Source organism: Pedobacter suwonensis (assembly GCF_900111825.1).
GTDB lineage: Bacteria > Bacteroidota > Bacteroidia > Sphingobacteriales > Sphingobacteriaceae > Pedobacter > Pedobacter suwonensis.
Genome location: NZ_FOJM01000018.1, coordinates 54,692 through 73,004 on the forward strand (window position 1 = coordinate 54,692; position 18,313 = coordinate 73,004).

The window sequence follows — 18,313 nt, forward strand, 5'->3', positions numbered from 1 at the left end:
AAGATGAAAAATCTTATCAAATATATTGCAGGAACAGCTTTATCGCTAGGCGTATTAACTTCCTGCCATAAACTGGATTTAAAAGTGGAAACACAGCTTACTCCAGAAACATTTCCACAAACAGACCAACACTTCATACAGCTAACTGGTCAGGTATATGTACAACTGCGCCAAAACTGGAGTACCGATTACTTCTTTATGCAGTCGTTGAGTACTGATGAAGCCATTATGCCGGCACGTGGTGGAAACTGGTATGATGGAGGGGTATTTGAAAACCACCATAAACACACCTGGAATAAAGACAACGGACATGTGGGTAGCGGTTGGGGATGGCTTTCTGCAACCATCAGTAAAGCCAACCAGAGCTTATTTTTACTGAAAGATGCACCAGAATCACCGGGAAAAACAGTAGCCGTAGCCGAAGTACGGGCAACCAGGGCCCTGGCATTTTTTATGATGATGGACTTATGGGGAAATATACCTATTGTAACCACTTTCGGACAAACAACGCCGCCAGAAACCAAATCGCGCCTGGAAGTTTTTAACTTTATTGAAGCCGAACTTAAAGAGGTATTGCCGAACTTAAGCAGTGCTACAGGAGCAGCAACCTATGGCCGCCCAAATAAATATACGGCCTATGCAATTTTGGCTAAAATGTACTTAAATGCCGAAGTATATACCGGGACTCAACGTTATAACGATGCAGTAGCGGCATGCGATGCCATTATTGGTGCCTCAGGCTCTCCTTATAGTTTGGAAAGCGATTACAGAAAGATGTTCTTCATTGATAACGGACCACAAATCAAGGAATTTATTTTTGCCATTCCTTTCGATCCGGGTTTCAGTAATGGTACCATGATTTATTCCCGTTACTCTCTACCGCGTTCTTTACAGAAAAAATATAGCTTAAAATTTACGCCAAGTGCCCCAATGAGTACTTTGCCAGAGTATTATGCAAATTTCAATGATCCTAATGATAAAAGGAATGCACAATGGATCAAAGGGTTGCAGACTTATTATGATGGCTCGCCCGTAACAGTCGCAACTACCAAAAAAGGATACGATCAATTTTATTCAGGCTCTGATGGTTCTGCTGCACTCACCTATCAGGTAGATATTACGCCAAATGTTACCCTGAGAGATGCATCAAGACCTTTTGACGCCGGAAACGATGAAATTGCTTGGAACATGGGCTACAGAAACAATAAATTTTATTGCGACAGTACCTCATCAAGCAGAAATCAAAACAATGACGTGCCGGTTTTCAGATATTCAGATATTTTATTGATGAAAGCAGAAGCGATCCTTCGCGGGGCTACGCCTACCCAAGGTCAAACGGCATTATCATTAGTGAATCAATTAAGAGCAGTGCGTACCACTTCACCTGCATGGACTTCAGTTACTTTAGAAGATTTATATAAAGAACGCTGCAGAGAAATGGCCTGGGAATGCTGGCACCGCAACGATATGATTCGCTTTGGAAAATATGAAGGAACATGGGGCTTTAAAACAGATGCGCAACTTTTCCATCGATTGATGCCTATTCCGGCCTCGGCGCTGATTCTCAATCCAAAATTGAAACAAAACCCGGGCTATAATTAAATCCAGCTTTAGTTAAAATTTCTCCAGACGATCCGTCTGGAGAAATTTTTATTTTAACACTTCATTGTCTTTCTTTGCAACTATATTCAAAATGATGATCAAACGACTACTTTTTTTTATTCCGCTTCTCTCTGTCAGTACGCTTTATGCCCAAATCATTACTAAAAACCCGGCTGAAGCCGTTGCTGCCAGTAAAACCTTAGTTAAAGACCCCGGCGCATTGCATTTTCTGGCGTTAGGCGATTGGGGACGAAATGGCGCTGACCATCAGAAACCGGTTGCAAAACAAATGGGCATTACCGCCGCTGATGTTAAAGCACAGTTTATCATTTCTACCGGCGATAACTTCTACCCTAGTGGTGTAATCAGTCCCCAAGATCCATCATTTAAATATTCTTATGAAGATATCTATACTGACTTTTCTTTACAATGGGATTGGTATGTAGTTTTAGGAAACCATGATTACAAATCCAATCCTGATGCGCAGGTAGAATATTCGAAAATAAGCAGAAGATGGAAAATGCCGGCCCGTTATTATTCAAAGAAGTTTCCCATCAACGGAGATGTAAATAATCAGGTGTTGATCGCATTTATTGATACAAATCCGCTCATACCTGAGTTTTATAAAAACGCGGAGTATGGTCCAAACGTTAAAGGGCAAGACACCACAGGCCAAAAAAAATGGTTGGTTAAAACCCTTGCTGATCAAGATCCGTCAATTAAGTGGAAAATTGTTGTAGGTCATCACCCCATGTTTACAGGCGGTAGCCGTACAGATGGTTATGATACCAAAGCGATCAGAAGCACATTGAAACCCATACTTGATCAATACGGTGTTGATGTTTATTTAACCGGCCACGAACACAGTTTACAATATCTTAAGCCAGCAGGTAAAACCCATCATTTCATTTCCGGAGGTGCATCAGAGAAGACACCTGTTAAACTCATACCGGAAGCACAAATGGTTGCATCAGAATATGGCTTTATGCTATTTTCAGTAAATAAAGACCAGTTACGCGTGCAGGTAATTAACGATAAAGGTGATGTTATTTATAACACTTTAATCAAGAAGTAACCCTTTCATGACAGCTATTGAAACAAAAAACATTGACGAAAAGGTAGAAAAGCCCAAAAGATTAATTTCCCTGGATGCTTTACGGGGTTTCGACATGTTTTGGATTGTGAGTGGTGAAGGGATATTCCATGGCCTTGCCACTGGGATCATGAACGAGCATGCTTTAAAAAGAAATCCTACAGACTGGACCATTTCTACAAATGACAGCTTATCTTTCTTTGAAAAATTTTTTATTGGAATCAGCAATCAGCTGCACCATTCTCCATGGAACGGTTTTACGTTTTATGATCTGATCTTCCCTTTGTTCATATTTATTTCCGGAGTATCCATGCCTTACTCCTATCAAAAATATTTTGCTGAAAGAGAAAAAAACAGGCATTCATCACTAAAAATATATTTTCCGCTAATCAAGAGAACGCTGATACTCATCATTTTGGGCTTTGCTGTAAATGGACTGTTAAAATTTAACGGATATGAAAATACCCGCTTTGCAAGCGTATTGGGTAGGATAGCTTTAGCTACATTTTTTGCGGCGATCATTTATTTAAATTGTTCTATAAGAAGAATGATTGTTTGGTTTGTGGCAATCCTTACAGGATATTATCTGTTGATGACATTTGTGCCTGTTCCCCATTTCGGGCCTGGGGTTTTTACGCAGGAAGGAAACCTTTCTGCTTATTTTGACAGGCTATTTCTGCCTGGTAAACTTCATCGAACCATTTACGATCCCGAAGGCTTATTAAGCACAATACCCGCCATTTGTTCGGCAATGCTGGGCATTTTTACCGGAGCTTTCATTAAATCGACCAGATTTAACTTTACACCCAACCAGAAAGTTGCTGCTTTAGCTGGCAGCGGATTGCTAAGCATTGGACTTGGTTTGTTATGGAGCTTCCTCTTCCCCATCAATAAAACCATGTGGACCAGCTCGTTTGTTTTATTTGCAGGAGGCTGGAGTATAATACTCTTCGCCCTGTTTTATTACATTATTGATATCTGCTCCTATTCCAGATGGAGTACTCCGTTTATATGGTTTGGAACCAACAGTATTCTAATTTATGTTTGTGCACACGGACTTTTCAACTTTGAATCATCGTCTGCTTTCTTATTTGGTGGTTTAATAAAACTCATCCCGACCCTATGGCACGAAGCCGCTTTATGGACGGGGGTGTTATTGATTCAACTGTTTTTATTAAAGTTCTTTTACGATAAAAAGTGGTTCTTAAAAATTTGATATGAAATTAAAATTATACTTTTCAGTTGTACTTGTTTCCTTGTTTATTAACCGGGCACTTGCGCAGGATTTTTTAAATACTTCAAACCAACTCATAGAACGGGTATTGCCAAGATATGCAAAATCTTTCTCCACAGAAAGTCTTCCTGCTGTTAAAGGGAAAGATGTTTTCGAGATAGAATCCAAAAACAATAAAATCATTCTTCGCGGAAACAATGGTGTTGCTCTGGCTTCGGCTTTTTATCAATATTTAACCGACTATGCACACTGCCAGATTACCTGGAACGGCACTAACCTCAATGTTCCACAAACCTTGCCTAAGCCTGAAAAAAAAATCAGGAAAGAAACGCCATACGAATATCGGTATTATCTAAATTATTGTACGTTTAATTACAGCATGAGCTGGTGGGACTGGGCGCGTTGGGAAAAAGAGATCGACTGGATGGCATTACATGGTATTAACATGCCCCTTGCCATTACCGGCGAAGAATATACCTGGTACCTTTTGTACAAAGAAATGGGCTTTTCTGACGATGAACTTAAAGGTTTTTTCACCGGACCGGCTTATTTCTCGTGGTTTTGGATGGGTAATATTGACGGCTGGGGTGGCCCGCTCCCGGTAAGTTGGATGAAAAGCCATTTCGAATTGCAAAAGAAGATTTTGAACCGTGAACGAGCACTTGGCATGAAACCTGTACTTCCGGCCTTTACCGGGCACGTACCCGCAGCATTTAAAAACAAATTTCCGAATGCTAAACTAAAAGCCACAAACTGGACCAACGGTTTTGCAGATACTTATATACTTGATTCGGAAGATCCAATGTTTGCTGAGATCGGAAAGAAGTTTTTACAAAAACAAACTGAAATGCTTGGTACAGACCATCTGTATTCTGCAGATACCTTTAATGAAAACGAACCACCCTCTTCGGAACCGGAGTTTTTGAGTAAGTTAAGCGCCAGGATTTATGATGGCATGTCGCAGGCTGATCCTAAAGCCATTTGGGTGATGCAAGGCTGGTTGTTTTACAGCGACAGAAAATTCTGGAAAGAGGCACAAACTGAAGCGCTGTTAAAGGCTGTTCCGAATGACAGGATGATTTTATTGGATTTAGCTACAGAAATTGAACCTGTTTGGAAACGTACAGAAGGTTTTTATGGAAAGCCATGGATTTGGAATATGCTGAACAACTTTGGCGGGAACACCAATTTATTTGGAAGAATGGATGTGGTAGCTACAGCACCCGCACAGGCGCTAAAAGATCCGAAAAGCGGCAAAATGAATGGTATAGGGCTCACTATGGAAGGCATAGAACAAAATCCGGTAATGTACGAGTTGATGATGGAAAACGTTTGGCGTTCTACACCAATCGACCTTGAAACATGGTTACCTCAATACGTTTTTAACCGTTACGGAAAAAAAAATCCAAAAGCTTTAAAAGCCTGGAAAATACTTAGAAAAACGGTTTATAGTGTACCTGCCGATCAGTATGTGAGAGATGGTGCGGAGTCTATTATACAAGGCCGGCCAACACTGGATTCAATGACTCGCTGGGCCAGAACGACATTAAACTATCACGAACGCTATTTATTGCCCGCCTGGGATGAACTGATTAACGCAGCAGCAGATTGCAGACAAAGTGATGGTTATCAATATGACCTTGTTGATGTGACCAGACAGGTACTGGCCAATTATGCACTTCCGTTACAGAGAAAAGTGGTGGAGGCTTACCGAAGTAAAAACCTAAAAGCTTTTCAAACAGCGCGTAAAGAGTTTATCACTTTGATCGGAGACATGGACAAATTGCTGGCTACGCGGAAAGATTTCATGCTTGGTCCATGGGTAAATGATGCCCGTAAACAGGGTACCAGTGAACAGGAAAAAGCCTTATATGAAATGAATGCAAAGGATTTAATTACTTTGTGGGGTGATGCCAAAAATCCCCTAAATGAGTATGCATGCAGACAGTGGAGCGGGCTAATGAATGATTTTTATAAACCAAGATGGGAAATGTTTTTCAGCAGACTGGAAGCGTCTATTACAAATAAAACGGAGCTCGACATGACCAAATTTAACGATGAGGTAAGCAAATGGGAATGGAATTGGGTAAATCAAAGAAAAGATTATGCCTTAACTCCAGTAGGAAATCCAGTTAATGTTGCCGTTGAAATGCATCAGAAATACCGCAAAAGCATGGGAATCCTACACCAGTAAACCCAAATCAAATTTCATGAGGTTCCTGATCCTATCCTTTGTTTGTTTATCTCTTAATACGCTGGCTAATGCCCAGCTTAAAACATTCAACATTGTTGATTTTGGAGCAAAATCAGGATTGGGAACACTCAATACCAGGGCAATACAAAAGGCAGTTGATATGGCTGCTAAATCAGGTGGGCGGGTAATGGTTCCACCAGGGCAGTTTGTTAGCGGGCCTGTTGAACTAAAATCGGGGGTTGAATTTTACCTTGCAGCCGGTGCCGAATTGCTGGGCAGCACTAACCGGATGGATTATGGCCCTGCGGCTGCTCAGCCGCTTATTTCGGCAAATGGCCAGCACCATATTACCATCAATGGAAAAGGTACCATAAACGGAAGAGGTAGCGAAGTGGTTAAAAGCCTTTTGCAGTTATTGCATGCAGGCACCTTGCATGATGAAACCTGGGTGGCCAAGCGCCCTTCAGAATATAACCGGCCACGTTTAATTGCCTTTAACAATTGCGAAGATATTAAGGTAAAAAATATTAACCTTAAAAACAGTGCTGGCTGGGTACAGGATTTTGCGGGATGTAACAAAGTAATAATTGATAGTATAACCGTAGAAAGCACTGAATACTGGAACAACGATGGAATTGATATTGTAAATAGCAAAAATGTAAATATCAGCCATTGCAATATTGATGCAGCTGACGACGGTATTTGTTTAAAATCAGAAGGCCGTCCCGGAATCTGCGAGAATATTTATGTAAACAACTGTACCATCCGCTCAAGCGCAAGTGGTTTTAAAATCGGAACAGGCTCTTATGGTGGATTCCGCAACATCAAAGTTCGGAATATAACCGTTTTCAATACCTATCGTTCTGCGATAGCCCTAGAAGCTGTAGACGGCGGCTTTGTTGATGGGGTAGATATTGAGGGAGTCAATGCAAAGTATACCGGCAATGCCATTTTTATCCGCCTCGGTCACCGGAATAAAAGTCCGCAATACAGCACCGTAAAAAACATCCGTATTGCAAATCTAAAAGCAGATATACCAAATGCCAAACCTGATGCGGGTTATCCTGTTGAAGGACCATTACCCAAAACGGCTCCGCATAATTTACTCCCCGCAGCAATTACAGGCATACCCGGGCATACTATCGAAAATGTAGTGCTTGAAAATATAGAAATTACTTATGGTGGTGGCGCATCAAAATCAGTTGCGCATATTGCAGTCGATGCATTGGATACCGTAAATGAAAATGAATCAGGCTATCCTGAATTTAGTATGTTTGGCGAATTGCCGGCCTGGGGTGTTTATGTACGCCATGCCAGCGGGATATCGCTTAAAAACATTAAACTAAATTATCAGGAAAGCGATTTTAGGCCTGCTGTTATTTTTGATGATGTACATGGAATAAATTTAGAAGAACTGGATATTAAAAAGGCAGAGAATCCAAACATCATTGTTTTGAAAAAAACAGACGGGGTATCCATTAAAAATATTAAGCTACCAACTAACCAGAAAGAGGCAATAAAAACGCTGCCATGATTTTTTTATCGCATATAAAAACTGCCAGACAGTTTATAACACGGGGCCAGAACAAGGCTACCAGATTGATATTTTATACCGGCATTTTATTTTTTTTGGTAACTGTTGGCTGTGAAACTTTTGCACAGCAATCGGTAATTCAATATGTGCAGCCATTTTCAGGCACTTCCGCCAGCACCACACTTGCCAGTCAGCATATAGAAGATAAAACAGAAAGGCTGGCCAATACCATACCCGCAGTAGCACCACCTTTTAGCATGACGCAGTGGACCCCGCAAACCCAGCTGTCTGAAAAAAAATGCCTGGCCCCCTATTACTACAACAATAAAAAATTTTATGGCATCAGGGCCAGTCACTGGATCAGCGGCTCGTGTACACAAGATTATGGCAGCTTTACCATCATGCCCATCTCCGGAAAACTAAGAACCAGCGCTACAGATTATGCTGCAGATTATACTCATACCGGTGAGGTTGCTACGCCCTCCTATTATAAAACCAGTTTGCCAGGCTATAACCTGCTTGCTGAGGCTACCGCGACCCTGCGTTGTGGCCTGATCAAAGTTACCGCCTTAAAGGCAGATAGTGTTTACTTGTTAATTACCCCAAACAGCGACCAGGCCAAAGGTTATATCAAAATTGACCGCCAGAAAGGTGAAATTTCGGGCTACAATCCTGTGCATCGCATTTACCAGGGATGGGGACAGCCTGCTGGCTTTAGCGGCTATTTTTTTATCCGCATCAGCAAAGTTTTCACAACAAGTGGTGTATTTAGTGGTGCCAGTGTCTCCGCAGATCAATCCGTCGAAAACCAGAAAGACCTGGGTGCCTATCTGGGCTTTAAGCTACAAAAAGGAGAAAGCATTAGTATTTATGCCGGTACCTCCTTTACCAGTATAGCGGCAGCAAAACTTAACCTCGAAACCGAAATTAATAGTGCTGGTTTAGCAACGATTGTGTCTGCAACCAATCAGGTTTGGGAGCGGTCGCTTGGCCAGATTAAGGTTAGTGATGCCAGTGAAAAAAATAAGCGTATTTTCTACACCGCACTTTACCATGCACAACAGCACCCCCGATTGTTTAATGATGTGGATGGTGGATATCCCGAATTTGGAGGCAATTACACCAAAAAAACATTAAAACAAGGCAATTACTACGATGATTTTTCGATGTGGGATATTTACCGGGCCCAATTGCCACTTGTAGAACTTTTAAAACCCGATCTGGCTAATGATTTTGCAAATTCATTGGTGCTAAAAGGGCAACAAGGTGGTTGGCTTCCTATTTTTCCCTGCTGGAATAATTATACTGCAGCTATGATTGGCGACCATGCTACCGCTTTTCTGGCCTCAGCATATAACAAGGGGATCAGGGATTACGATGTAAAAGAAGCCTACAGATTGATGCGCCAAAATGCATTTCAAATGCCCGACTCGGCTCAGTACCTTAACGGTAAAGGCCGCAGGGGCATTAACAGTTACCTTAAATATGGTTATATCCCGATGGAGGATAGTATTCCGGATGCCTTTCATAAAAAAGAACAGGTGAGCAGAACGCTTGAGTATGCCTATGATGATTATGCTTTGGCTACTGTAGCGAAAGATCTGGGTAAAGAATCAGATTATAAACAACTGAAGAAAAGGTCTTTAAATTACAAAAACGTATTCGATCAACAGGAAGGAATGGTGAAGGGCAGGTTTGCCGATGGCAACTGGTACACACCTTTTTATCCCGATCACCGCGAACCCTATATTACAGAGGGAACCCCAAGGCAATACACCTTTTACGTTCCGCACGACATACCCGGACTGATTAAGCTGATGGGCGGAGAAAAAAAACTGGAAAACAAACTCGATTCGCTGTTTGCTAAAAAGGAGTATTGGCATGGCAACGAACCTGGCCATCAGATTCCTTTTTTGTATAATTACACCCATTCTCCATGGAAAACCCAGCTGCAGATATCGCGCATTTTAGCAGAAGAATACAGTGAAGGTTCCGGCGGTTTAAGTGGTAATGATGATGCCGGACAAATGTCTGCATGGTATGTATTTGCTGCGCTGGGTTTTTATCCGGTAGATCCTGTTTCCGGAAATTACCAACTTACCAGTCCTTTGTTTAAACAAGCGGTAATCTCTTTAACCAATGGTAAAAAATTAACCATAACCACTATTAGAAAAGGTAAAAAATCTATTTACAGTTCTAAAATCACTTTAAACGGGAAAAGTTTAACCAAAAACCAAATTACACATCAATCTTTGGTTCATGGCGGAGAATTGATCTTTTACCTTCAAGACGAACCCATTAAGCGCTAGATCATCTAAATTCATCTTAATAGAGACTCAGTTATCTATTCCAATCAACATTTATATTAAACTTTAAATAAGACCAGGGTCATTAGCAGGGCGCTAAGTACAAGGATAAAAATTATCATGGATACAGGAAAGTTATTTTTTTCCGGTTCTTCGCCGGTTTTATCTGATGCATCTGATTTTTTCTTTCCAAGATTCATTGTTAGTGCCATATTAACTACATTCGACTGTACAGATGCCGAAAAGATTAATGCAGCAGAAAATTTATCTTTTCTGATCATTACTCCTGCCAACATTTAACAAACAAAAAATAACCTGATAACCTTAAGGCAACATTGCTTACTTAATTTACCTATATGCTTGTTTACCATCAAAAACCGGTAAACATTAATGTTTTAGTAAAATACCAGGTTATGAAACAGCAGGTTCGAAATATCCCAGGTAAACTGGTCGATTTTGATTATAACAGATACAAGTTACCCACCTTTGTAATGCAGTTTAGGCCCTCCGTATATCAGGATGGTGATTGTTTTTATGCCGTATTATCTTTTGAAGGAGAACACGATGTTTCTGGTCTCGGCACCTCGCCGGAAGATGCGCTGATCGATTGGAACGATAAAGTATGTGAAATGCTTGCCTTACCAGGCCCTTTACGTACATCGTTAAGCATTGGAAAAAAATAATCCGTTTTAAGCGACAAACTTATCTTAACCTAACTTTATCTGATGGACCAAAATATATCTACTGACCTGGTATTTCACCAATACCAGTACGATCAGCTGAATTTTCTCAGCAATTGCCATTTTGAAATCAAAAGGCCCTGCGATTGTACGATGCTTCAGCTCCATCACTTCTATTTACTGCTAAAAATGGGGAATAAGGTTTCGACCATTGATTTACCTGCAAAAATCTTTAACGCGGCGTTTCTCGCATTTTGCTATCATGGTAAAAAATTGGCTGGCATTTCGGCCATTAAACGGCCTGGCCTGTCTTATCTTCAGGAGGTACATAAAAAAGCAGGGATTACTCCAGTAACAGAAAAACCCTTTTTAGAAATGGGTTATTCATTCACCATCGAAGAGGTCCGCAATAAAGGAATCAGTAGTACATTAAAACGGATGTTACTCCAAAAAATCAGTAATCACCAGGGCATTATCTTTTCTACCACAGCAACACCCAGCAGTCAGCGATTTCTGATAGCCAATGGTTTCCACGCTGAAGGAAATCCTTACCAAGGTATCTTGGATGACCATATCATCTATTTTGAACGTACCTTGTCATGTTGATTTAAGGTTCATATGGCCACGCAAGGGCTTCGGACGTATTGAAACACCCTGGAACAACGTCGAAGCCCCTGCTTTGAAACGCCATACACTTCTGTTCAGGATACGTTAATTTATACAGGTCTGGAGCTGATCTGATAATTAAACAACCGGTTTAAATGGGTTTGCCTTTCTTTTCTGTAAAAGACACCCTTTATCTTTATCTGGCTGCAGCAAAGTCGATTTCTAATTAATATGCCATAAAAGCGTACTAACCCTAAAATTAACTCCTGATCTCTCTACGCATGAAAAGATAATAGGAAAGGGCAAAAAAAGCAATGCTACCTGCCAAAAGTCCGGTAAGTTGTGGCCACACAATGATCAGGCTCTCCCGTAAAGGAAGCGGCGAAGGAATAGCACCAGAAAGCTGTTCCATACTCATTGGCCCAAGGCTCCTGATGGATGGCATCAGCATGGTGGTTGCACCATCACTATACAACTGGCCGGGCGCAACACGCATAATATCCATAATCAATTCATTATAGGCCAATTTTTCGCCTTGCGTTAAATAAGCTGCATCAGGCAAAAAAGCCCTGATTGCCAGATTAACCAGAATCGGGTAAAATACGGTAAAAAACAACCAGATCCCCAGTGCGGTTAAGGCTGAGGTAGACGCATGGCGAAAAGCAACCGATAGCATGATAGACAGGCTTAAATAAAAGCCTACATAAACAATTGTTAGTACGGAAAAACCAATAATTCTCAGGAACTCCTGAGACTCAATCCTTACCCCGGTAAAGAAAAGTCCTCCACCAATCATCAGCAATGTAAGGGAAATAAATAATGTGGCGATGATCAGCATTGCGCTGTAGAATTTCGCAAGAAGGATATTGTCGCGGTATACAGGCTGTGCCAACAACCTGGTTAAGGAGCCGCTGTTCTGTTCCGAATTAATGGCATCAAAGCCCATCGTGATGCCAAGCAGTGGTGCTAAAAAACTCATCAGGATATGAAAAGGCGGCATAGATCCGTCAGTTGCACTGAGCAGTTTAAGGTATAAAAATGCATGGTCAGGATCATTGACATTACTAAATGATGCCCGAATGTTGGACATGGAAATATACAGAGAGGCAAAGAAGGTGAGCAACACCAAGGCAAGCAGCAGGATAAAACGCCAGCTGTGCACGTGATCTGAAACTTCTTTTCTTACCAGCACTTTAAAGGGACTGAGCTGGTCAGTTTCCTTTGATTTTTTTTTGTTTGTTGCCCAATAATGGCTTTCGCTAAGCGCTTTCATGCTTTGGGGTTAAATTTGTATTTTTTTCAAAATATTTCGCGTAGATCTCATCCAGTCCATATTGTTTGTGGCTTATGGCCTGGATATTTGCACCCAGTTCAACCAGCCTTCGAACAATTTTTGGGGTGATATCCTGAGTGGTATTAAATTGCAGGATCCTATCATTAACGATCAATCCATTAATTTCCGGAAAAGTGCTGAATTCAGCTTTCAATATTGCAGGATCCGCCAGTTCTTCGGTTAAATGAATGCTGGTTTCTACTCCTGTGTTTCCAAAGAGCTGGTGGGAAAGTGTGGGTAAATCGCCGGTAGCAAGCAACTTTCCATCCACGAATATACCTACCCTATCACAAACCTGCTGAACATGGTGAAGATGGTGCGACGAAAGCAACACCGTCAGACCTTGTTCCCGCTGAAGAGATTTGATCAGTTCAAGAAATTCTTTTACCCCACTGGGGTCCAGGCCTAAAGTAGGCTCGTCCAAAATGATCAGTTTCGGTTTTTTGATCAGTACTTCGGCCAGGCCCAACCGTTGTTTCATACCACGTGAATAACTGGAAGCAGGCTTATCTGAAGCAGCTTTCAGCCCCACCAATTCCAAAATTTTGCGGGCATTTTCCTTTATTCCCGTTTCGGCCAGTCCATTAAGCCTTGCCATAAACACCAGGTTTTCAAGCCCTGTTAGCTGAGGGTAAAATCCCAGATTATCAGGCATATAACCTACCACCCGTTTAACTTTAATCGGATCTCTTGTGGCGTTATGACCGCAAATAATGGCCGAACCGCTATCTGGCTCCGTCAGGCCAAGCATCATGAGTATACTGGTGGTCTTACCTGCACCGTTTGGGCCCAGTAAGCCAAATATTTCGCCATGCGGAATCTTCAGGTTAAGCTGATCAACGGCAACATAAGAACCATAACTTTTGCATAGGTTCTTTAAATCTATGATGGCTTCCATCTTTCTGGTTGAAGGTTTTAAGGTTCTCGAAAAAGTGGTTACCGGCGACCGTATTTACGGATGAGCACATATACTGCTGCAACTGCCACTACGATGATGAGTATTCCAATCCAGCCAGACAGTACAGAGGTTTTAACAAAGATCCTAAAGGCGGCCTGCGCATTGGCATTATTCCCTCCAAGCGTAAAAGTGGCACTATAGTCGCCGGCAATTGTTTTATCCGGTACTTTTAACGTTACTTTAATCGTTACCTTCTTACCACCATCCAGCTTTTCAATCTGGCTTGGAGAAAAAGTTGCTTCCCATCCGGTGGGCAGTTGAGAAGAGATACTTAATGAGGATAGCGGCAAGGTGCCTGTATTCTGTAATTCAAGTTCAATATCCTTATGAGAACCGGCAGTAAGCTCCTCACTTAGTCTTCCGCTCGGCGTACTTAGGCTGGCACCATAAGACCCCTTCACAACAGCTTCCAGTTGTAACGGCAAGGTTAGCGAAGATGATGCGGCCTTGATGGGAATGATATACTTCCGGGCGGCGGCATTTGCTGGTGCAGTAATTTCGATGGCTATCTCGCGGGTTTGGCCTCCCGCTAAATTCACAGAAGTAACCTGGCTACCCTCTACACGATAGCTAATCTGCCATCCTGCAGGCAATTCCGACCTGAGTTCATAAACCTGTGGAGTAGCTGTTCCGTTGTGTAGCGAGGCCGAAAAGCGAAACGGCTCATTAACAGCAGATTCAATGTTGACGAGCTTGGCAGAAAAACCGGACGCTGCTTTCTGGGGATCCTGGGTTTGCGCATCAACGGTTTTCGTTGCGGCAAAAAATGTTAATAATAAGAGTGTGCGAAATAAGCCCTTTCGCAAGGGATCGAATAGTAGTTGTACTGACATAATCTAAACCAAAATATTAATAATTGCTTTAAAAAATGTTTTCTGATTTTGTTATCTGATTAGGGCTCCAAAACAAAAAAAAGTTGATTTTTTTTCAAAATATTTTAACATTTTTTAACAATTGACTATGCCCGTTCAGCACATGCGGCATCAGGATCATCGGCTGAGCCGACTGAGCAGTTTAGCGAACTCTATAAACTAATATTTTATTAAACCTTTATCGGTTCAGTTATCGCGTTCAAGGCTGATTGGCGGAAGCGGGGATTTGAGGCCTGTTAAACGGAAATCGTATTCCGGAGGTTAAAACCATTGACTTACTCATCTTGTTTTACCTGATATTGACCCGGAGAAGTGGAAATACCTTGAATTTTTAAATTCTTTGTATATGCGTGAATGTTATACTAACGCCATTTATTTTTCGGATCAGGATGACGACAAACTAAGCTATCGCATTCGGGATTACAAACATTAACCTTAAATCTATGAAAGGCATATCTCCCTGGGCCATTAATGCCCTGGACAGTTTCAGGGACAAGCATACTGAACATGACCAAATTACCATTCAAAAATTTAGCTTTACCATAATTGATACAGGAGATTCGTTATGGGTAAAGCTTAAAAAGAAAAATTATGAGCCAATATTTTTTCGTACCTGCTTTTCTCCCGGCGGAAATCTGGAAAACCTGAAAATCAGAAAATCAACAAACAAAATTCATTTTACGGCATCATCGGCAATAGGAGATTTTAAAATCGATATTTCGTTTGAGGATGCTGAATTCCCGATATTGAAATACAGCAGTTCATTAACACTTAACCAGGCGATAACTGTCCCGTTCTGGCCAAGAGACATTCTTACCATTGGCGATCTTTTATGCCCTGAAAAGGATATGGGTGAGATCAGGCATAGTCAGGTGGGCAACCGGACAGGACTTCTTTACATGGACTTCCCTGAACGTTCTTTAAGAATGTTATATTTCCAGAACCTCAGCAGTTTATCTCCGTATGCAGAGCAAACGGGAACTTCTCTCAGGGAGGTAGTTGGCGGTGACGTACCAGAAATCGGGCTTGCACTTCCACCCTCACCTATCCGGGAGCTTGCAAAAGGAACAGAAATACAGCTCAGCGATGCATTGGTGTGCTTTAAAGAATATAAAAAGAGTACAGATAATATCAGCAGGGATTACCTGGATATGCTTGCTTCCATTTATACCCGATTTGAAAAACCAGAAACAAGTTATCAAAACTGGCCGGAAATACTGGATAAAGGGATGAAAGACCTGATCGAAAGCCCGGGATGCTGGTCACAACTTGATGGCCACCGTTATTTCAATGCTTATGTAAGTGATTATGAAACCCCGCCCGAAATAATGGTCCAGCTTGCTGTTCTTTTACCATTGGTAGATTATGTAGAGTGGAGTGGCAAAAGCCTTGAAGTAATAAAAACGATAAAGGAAGGCCTTCCGTCGTTTTATGATCAGAAACTGAAGACCCTGCTACGTTGGCACCCTGCGGCTGAATCAAAGCTGAAAGGAGATGAAGAACAAAAAATGCCTATGGTTATGGACTCATGGTATCTTCATCATCCTATGCTTAACCTCTCCAGATTGGCCATCAAGGGTGATAAGGTTGCAGAAAGCTTATTCCTTGATTCACTGGGTTTCGTGATTAAGGTTGCAAAAAAATTCCGTTATGATTGGCCTGTATTTTACAAAATGGATACGCTTGAAATTATTAAGGCCGAAACAAAACCTGGTGAGGGTGGAGAAAAGGATGTTCCGGGGCTTTACGCACACGTGATGCTGCAAGCCTATGAGCTTACCGGAAACAAAAAATACCTTCTGGAAGCAGAGCGGGCTGCAAATAAGCTGACTAAAATCGGGTTTAAACTCATGTACCAGGCAAATAATACCGCATTCTCTGCAGGCGCATTATTAAGACTTTATAAGATAACAAAAAAACAAAAATATCTCGAACTCAGTTACATTTGTCTCGCTTCAATTTTCCAGAATGTGCAGTTATGGGAATGTAATTATGGATTTGGAAAACACTTTCCAACCTTTTTTGCCCTCTTTCCGCTTACGGATGCTCCTTACACGGCAGTTTATGAAGAACAGGAAGTTTTTTGTGCCTTTCATGATTACCTCAACCATGCGCATGGTGTTGAAATACCTGAAAGTGTGAGATTATTATGTGCTGAATACATCCGGTTTTTGATTAACAGGGCTGCTTACTATTACCCACCGATGCTTCCTGCTGAAATGCTCTCTGATGAAGTAAAAATGGGGGAAGTAGACCGGAATCTTTGGATTGCGCTGGAAGATTTGCACGACGGAACGGAGCAGAACGGCACTGTTGGGCAGGAAGTATATGGAGCGGGTAATGCTTTCGGTATATTGCCCCGTCAATACATCAGGATTGAAGATGAATCTTTTTTGATATTCTGCGACGCGCCGATGCATGGCATCAGAAAAAGTAAAGGTAAAATTACCTTTTCATTGCAGGGCCACCACAGCACTATGGCAAGGTTGAGGATTACGGGCGAAGTAAATCCGAAGCTGAGATTTACCATCGTTCCGGGAAAACCCGCGACCGTAAAAAATAAAATGGAGGATTTAGAATACTTCGTAGCCGCTGATGAGCGGATTACTATTTCCTGGAAAAGGATCGGCTAGCAAAGTCTATTCATTTATAACAGCCAGGGCGCCTTAAATTCTTATACGCCGGCAGCTATAAAACCAGGTTTCAAAACTGAAAAATTTTCAGCTATGGCACTGAAAAATTTTCATTTTTTATGAAAATTTTTCAGAAAAAATGCGGTCAGATCGGTCAGAATGGCCTTGGCACAGCACTTGATTAACATGAATTGTAACCTTAAACAAAGGTTAAATTGATAAATTAATTGATTTATAGTCCATTTATTATTAAAACATTAAAAGGAGAAAAAACTATGACATTGGTTAAATTCAATCCAGAAAAAAAGAACAGTTCATTATTGCCAGGCTTTAATGACATCTTCGAATCCGTATTAGGTGATACTTTCTTTACAGATCGTCGCTTAAGCAGCGTACCAGCAGTTAACATTTCTGAAACGAATGAAGAGTACCACATTGAACTGGCTGCTCCAGGCTTAAAGAAAGACGATTTCAAAGTATCTATTGAGAAGGATATGCTAACCATATCTACCGCAAAGCATACCGAAAACAATAATGACGGTAAAACCTATAACAGAAGGGAATATAGTTATGCTGCATTTACCAGAGCATTTACCCTTCCGGATAGCGCTGATGTTGAACGGATTCAGGCCGCTTATACAGATGGTATACTCCATCTCAACATTCCAAAAAAGGAAGAAGCAAAGGCAGTCTCAAGACAGATCGAAATACAATAATTTCCCAGGTGCCGCATTTAGCGGCACTTTTTATTTGATGATGTCTTCTTTTTGTCCATTTAAAAAAACACCAAAAATTTAGCGATGGAAACCCGTTTTACGATTAACATCAGCCTTCAGGGCCCGGCCGGAAAAATTACCTATGGCCAGTTTTCTCTTGGCAGAGACAAAAAAGAAGCCACTGAGATTTTCTCCCAGCTAAAGGGTAGCGCAGAAGATGCGCCGGGATGTTCATTAAAAATAGAATTTATGGAAGAAATAATGGAACTGCCCATTCTTATTGGCACTAAAAATTGTAACCTGGATGAACTAAAAGAAAACATTGCCATTATTTCAAAGGAGATATTCCGCATCGCTCATCTGGAGAATGGGAATATTGATGGGAATACGGGTTGAGTCTGCAACGGGGAACTTAAATTTTACTTACGCTGAACCCGTATCAGGGTCTTTCCTGCGTGATAGATCTCTCCACTTCGCTTTGCTTCGGTCGAGATGACGATTTTTACGTTGAGTCTTCCAGTGTTAGAAGTTAGTCGCTAGAAATCTATCGAT

General features: G+C 41.4%; 15 protein-coding genes. 11 read left to right on the forward strand and 4 right to left on the reverse strand.

Going from position 1 to position 18,313, the window contains the following annotated elements:
• Nucleotides 1-3: 3 nt before the first annotated feature.
• The 6 genes from BM107_RS20645 to BM107_RS20670 all read left to right on the forward strand — a co-directional run bounded on the left by BM107_RS20645 (nucleotide 4) and on the right by BM107_RS20670 (nucleotide 9,966).
• Nucleotides 4-1,602 (forward strand): RagB/SusD family nutrient uptake outer membrane protein, encoded by a 1,599-nt coding sequence (locus tag BM107_RS20645; protein ID WP_090986883.1) that lies wholly within the window; start codon nucleotides 4-6, stop codon nucleotides 1,600-1,602.
• A 91-nt stretch (nucleotides 1,603-1,693) separates the two neighbouring features.
• Nucleotides 1,694-2,677 carry a purple acid phosphatase family protein gene (locus BM107_RS20650; protein WP_090986884.1) on the forward strand — a complete coding sequence of 328 codons (984 nt, stop codon included), beginning with the start codon at nucleotides 1,694-1,696 and terminating at the stop codon, nucleotides 2,675-2,677.
• Nucleotides 2,678-2,684: 7 nt separating this feature from the next.
• Nucleotides 2,685-3,911: an acyltransferase family protein gene (locus BM107_RS20655; protein WP_090986886.1), complete on the forward strand. Its 1,227-nt coding sequence runs from the start codon at nucleotides 2,685-2,687 to the stop codon at nucleotides 3,909-3,911.
• 1 nt (nucleotide 3,912) lies between these two features.
• On the forward strand, nucleotides 3,913-6,123 hold the full coding sequence (locus tag BM107_RS20660; protein ID WP_090986888.1) for an alpha-N-acetylglucosaminidase: 2,211 nt from the start codon (nucleotides 3,913-3,915) through the stop codon (nucleotides 6,121-6,123).
• A gap of 16 nt (nucleotides 6,124-6,139) precedes the next feature.
• Nucleotides 6,140-7,657: a glycoside hydrolase family 28 protein gene (locus tag BM107_RS20665; RefSeq protein WP_090987008.1), complete on the forward strand. Its 1,518-nt coding sequence runs from the start codon at nucleotides 6,140-6,142 to the stop codon at nucleotides 7,655-7,657.
• The gene (locus BM107_RS20670; RefSeq protein WP_090986891.1) at nucleotides 7,654-9,966 is read left to right on the forward strand and encodes a GH92 family glycosyl hydrolase; all 2,313 of its coding nucleotides are present in this window, start codon (nucleotides 7,654-7,656) and stop codon (nucleotides 9,964-9,966) included. Before BM107_RS20665 ends, BM107_RS20670 begins: the two co-directional genes overlap by 4 nt.
• 56 nt (nucleotides 9,967-10,022) lie before the next feature.
• On the opposite strand, the gene BM107_RS24795 is transcribed toward BM107_RS20670, so the two are convergent.
• The gene (locus BM107_RS24795; protein WP_159435291.1) at nucleotides 10,023-10,244 is read right to left on the reverse strand and encodes a hypothetical protein; all 222 of its coding nucleotides are present in this window, start codon (nucleotides 10,242-10,244) and stop codon (nucleotides 10,023-10,025) included.
• Between the two features lie 132 nt (nucleotides 10,245-10,376).
• Here BM107_RS24795 and BM107_RS20680 point away from each other — a divergent pair, with 132 nt between their 5' ends.
• Nucleotides 10,377-10,646, forward strand: a complete 270-nt coding sequence (locus BM107_RS20680; protein ID WP_134203840.1) for a hypothetical protein — start codon at nucleotides 10,377-10,379, stop codon at nucleotides 10,644-10,646.
• Nucleotides 10,647-10,688: 42 nt separating this feature from the next.
• Entirely contained in the window at nucleotides 10,689-11,249 is a 561-nt protein-coding gene (locus tag BM107_RS20685; protein ID WP_134203841.1) for a hypothetical protein, read from the forward strand.
• 259 nt (nucleotides 11,250-11,508) lie between these two features.
• On the opposite strand, the gene BM107_RS20690 is transcribed toward BM107_RS20685, so the two are convergent.
• The 3 genes from BM107_RS20690 to BM107_RS20700 are packed head-to-tail and all read right to left on the reverse strand — an operon-like array spanning nucleotide 11,509 to nucleotide 14,373.
• A complete protein-coding gene (locus BM107_RS20690; protein WP_090986899.1) occupies nucleotides 11,509-12,522 on the reverse strand; it encodes an ABC transporter permease in 1,014 nt (337 codons plus the stop codon).
• Nucleotides 12,509-13,480 carry an ABC transporter ATP-binding protein gene (locus BM107_RS20695; protein ID WP_090986901.1) on the reverse strand — a complete coding sequence of 324 codons (972 nt, stop codon included), beginning with the start codon at nucleotides 13,478-13,480 and terminating at the stop codon, nucleotides 12,509-12,511. The genes BM107_RS20690 and BM107_RS20695 overlap by 14 nt, the downstream gene beginning before the upstream one ends.
• Before the next feature lie 38 nt (nucleotides 13,481-13,518).
• Nucleotides 13,519-14,373 carry a COG1470 family protein gene (locus tag BM107_RS20700; protein ID WP_090986903.1) on the reverse strand — a complete coding sequence of 285 codons (855 nt, stop codon included), beginning with the start codon at nucleotides 14,371-14,373 and terminating at the stop codon, nucleotides 13,519-13,521.
• 482 nt (nucleotides 14,374-14,855) lie between these two features.
• On the opposite strand from BM107_RS20700, the gene BM107_RS20705 reads away from it, so the two are divergent.
• The 3 genes from BM107_RS20705 (at nucleotide 14,856) to BM107_RS20715 (ending at nucleotide 18,157) form a co-directional block, all read left to right on the forward strand.
• Nucleotides 14,856-17,045, forward strand: coding sequence for a hypothetical protein (locus BM107_RS20705; protein ID WP_090986905.1), 2,190 nt, complete (start codon nucleotides 14,856-14,858; stop codon nucleotides 17,043-17,045).
• Between the two features lie 275 nt (nucleotides 17,046-17,320).
• A complete protein-coding gene (locus BM107_RS20710) occupies nucleotides 17,321-17,761 on the forward strand; it encodes an Hsp20/alpha crystallin family protein (protein WP_090986907.1) in 441 nt (146 codons plus the stop codon).
• Between the two features lie 84 nt (nucleotides 17,762-17,845).
• The gene (locus BM107_RS20715; RefSeq protein ID WP_090986910.1) at nucleotides 17,846-18,157 is read left to right on the forward strand and encodes a hypothetical protein; all 312 of its coding nucleotides are present in this window, start codon (nucleotides 17,846-17,848) and stop codon (nucleotides 18,155-18,157) included.
• Nucleotides 18,158-18,313 lie beyond the last annotated feature (156 nt).

What these genes read in the sequence shown, in the direction of transcription:
- BM107_RS20645 (WP_090986883.1), top strand. Translation starts at nt 4, where the DNA reads ATGAAAAATCTTATCAAATATATTGCAGGAACAGCTTTATCGCTAGGC.
- BM107_RS20650 (WP_090986884.1), top strand. Translation starts at nt 1,694, where the DNA reads ATGATGATCAAACGACTACTTTTTTTTATTCCGCTTCTCTCTGTCAGT.
- BM107_RS20655 (WP_090986886.1), top strand. Translation starts at nt 2,685, where the DNA reads ATGACAGCTATTGAAACAAAAAACATTGACGAAAAGGTAGAAAAGCCC.
- BM107_RS20660 (WP_090986888.1), top strand. Translation starts at nt 3,913, where the DNA reads ATGAAATTAAAATTATACTTTTCAGTTGTACTTGTTTCCTTGTTTATT.
- BM107_RS20665 (WP_090987008.1), top strand. Translation starts at nt 6,140, where the DNA reads ATGAGGTTCCTGATCCTATCCTTTGTTTGTTTATCTCTTAATACGCTG.
- BM107_RS20670 (WP_090986891.1), top strand. Translation starts at nt 7,654, where the DNA reads ATGATTTTTTTATCGCATATAAAAACTGCCAGACAGTTTATAACACGG.
- BM107_RS24795 (WP_159435291.1), bottom strand. Translation starts at nt 10,244, where the DNA reads ATGATCAGAAAAGATAAATTTTCTGCTGCATTAATCTTTTCGGCATCT.
- BM107_RS20680 (WP_134203840.1), top strand. Translation starts at nt 10,377, where the DNA reads ATGAAACAGCAGGTTCGAAATATCCCAGGTAAACTGGTCGATTTTGAT.
- BM107_RS20685 (WP_134203841.1), top strand. Translation starts at nt 10,689, where the DNA reads ATGGACCAAAATATATCTACTGACCTGGTATTTCACCAATACCAGTAC.
- BM107_RS20690 (WP_090986899.1), bottom strand. Translation starts at nt 12,522, where the DNA reads ATGAAAGCGCTTAGCGAAAGCCATTATTGGGCAACAAACAAAAAAAAA.
- BM107_RS20695 (WP_090986901.1), bottom strand. Translation starts at nt 13,480, where the DNA reads ATGGAAGCCATCATAGATTTAAAGAACCTATGCAAAAGTTATGGTTCT.
- BM107_RS20700 (WP_090986903.1), bottom strand. Translation starts at nt 14,373, where the DNA reads ATGTCAGTACAACTACTATTCGATCCCTTGCGAAAGGGCTTATTTCGC.
- BM107_RS20705 (WP_090986905.1), top strand. Translation starts at nt 14,856, where the DNA reads ATGAAAGGCATATCTCCCTGGGCCATTAATGCCCTGGACAGTTTCAGG.
- BM107_RS20710 (WP_090986907.1), top strand. Translation starts at nt 17,321, where the DNA reads ATGACATTGGTTAAATTCAATCCAGAAAAAAAGAACAGTTCATTATTG.
- BM107_RS20715 (WP_090986910.1), top strand. Translation starts at nt 17,846, where the DNA reads ATGGAAACCCGTTTTACGATTAACATCAGCCTTCAGGGCCCGGCCGGA.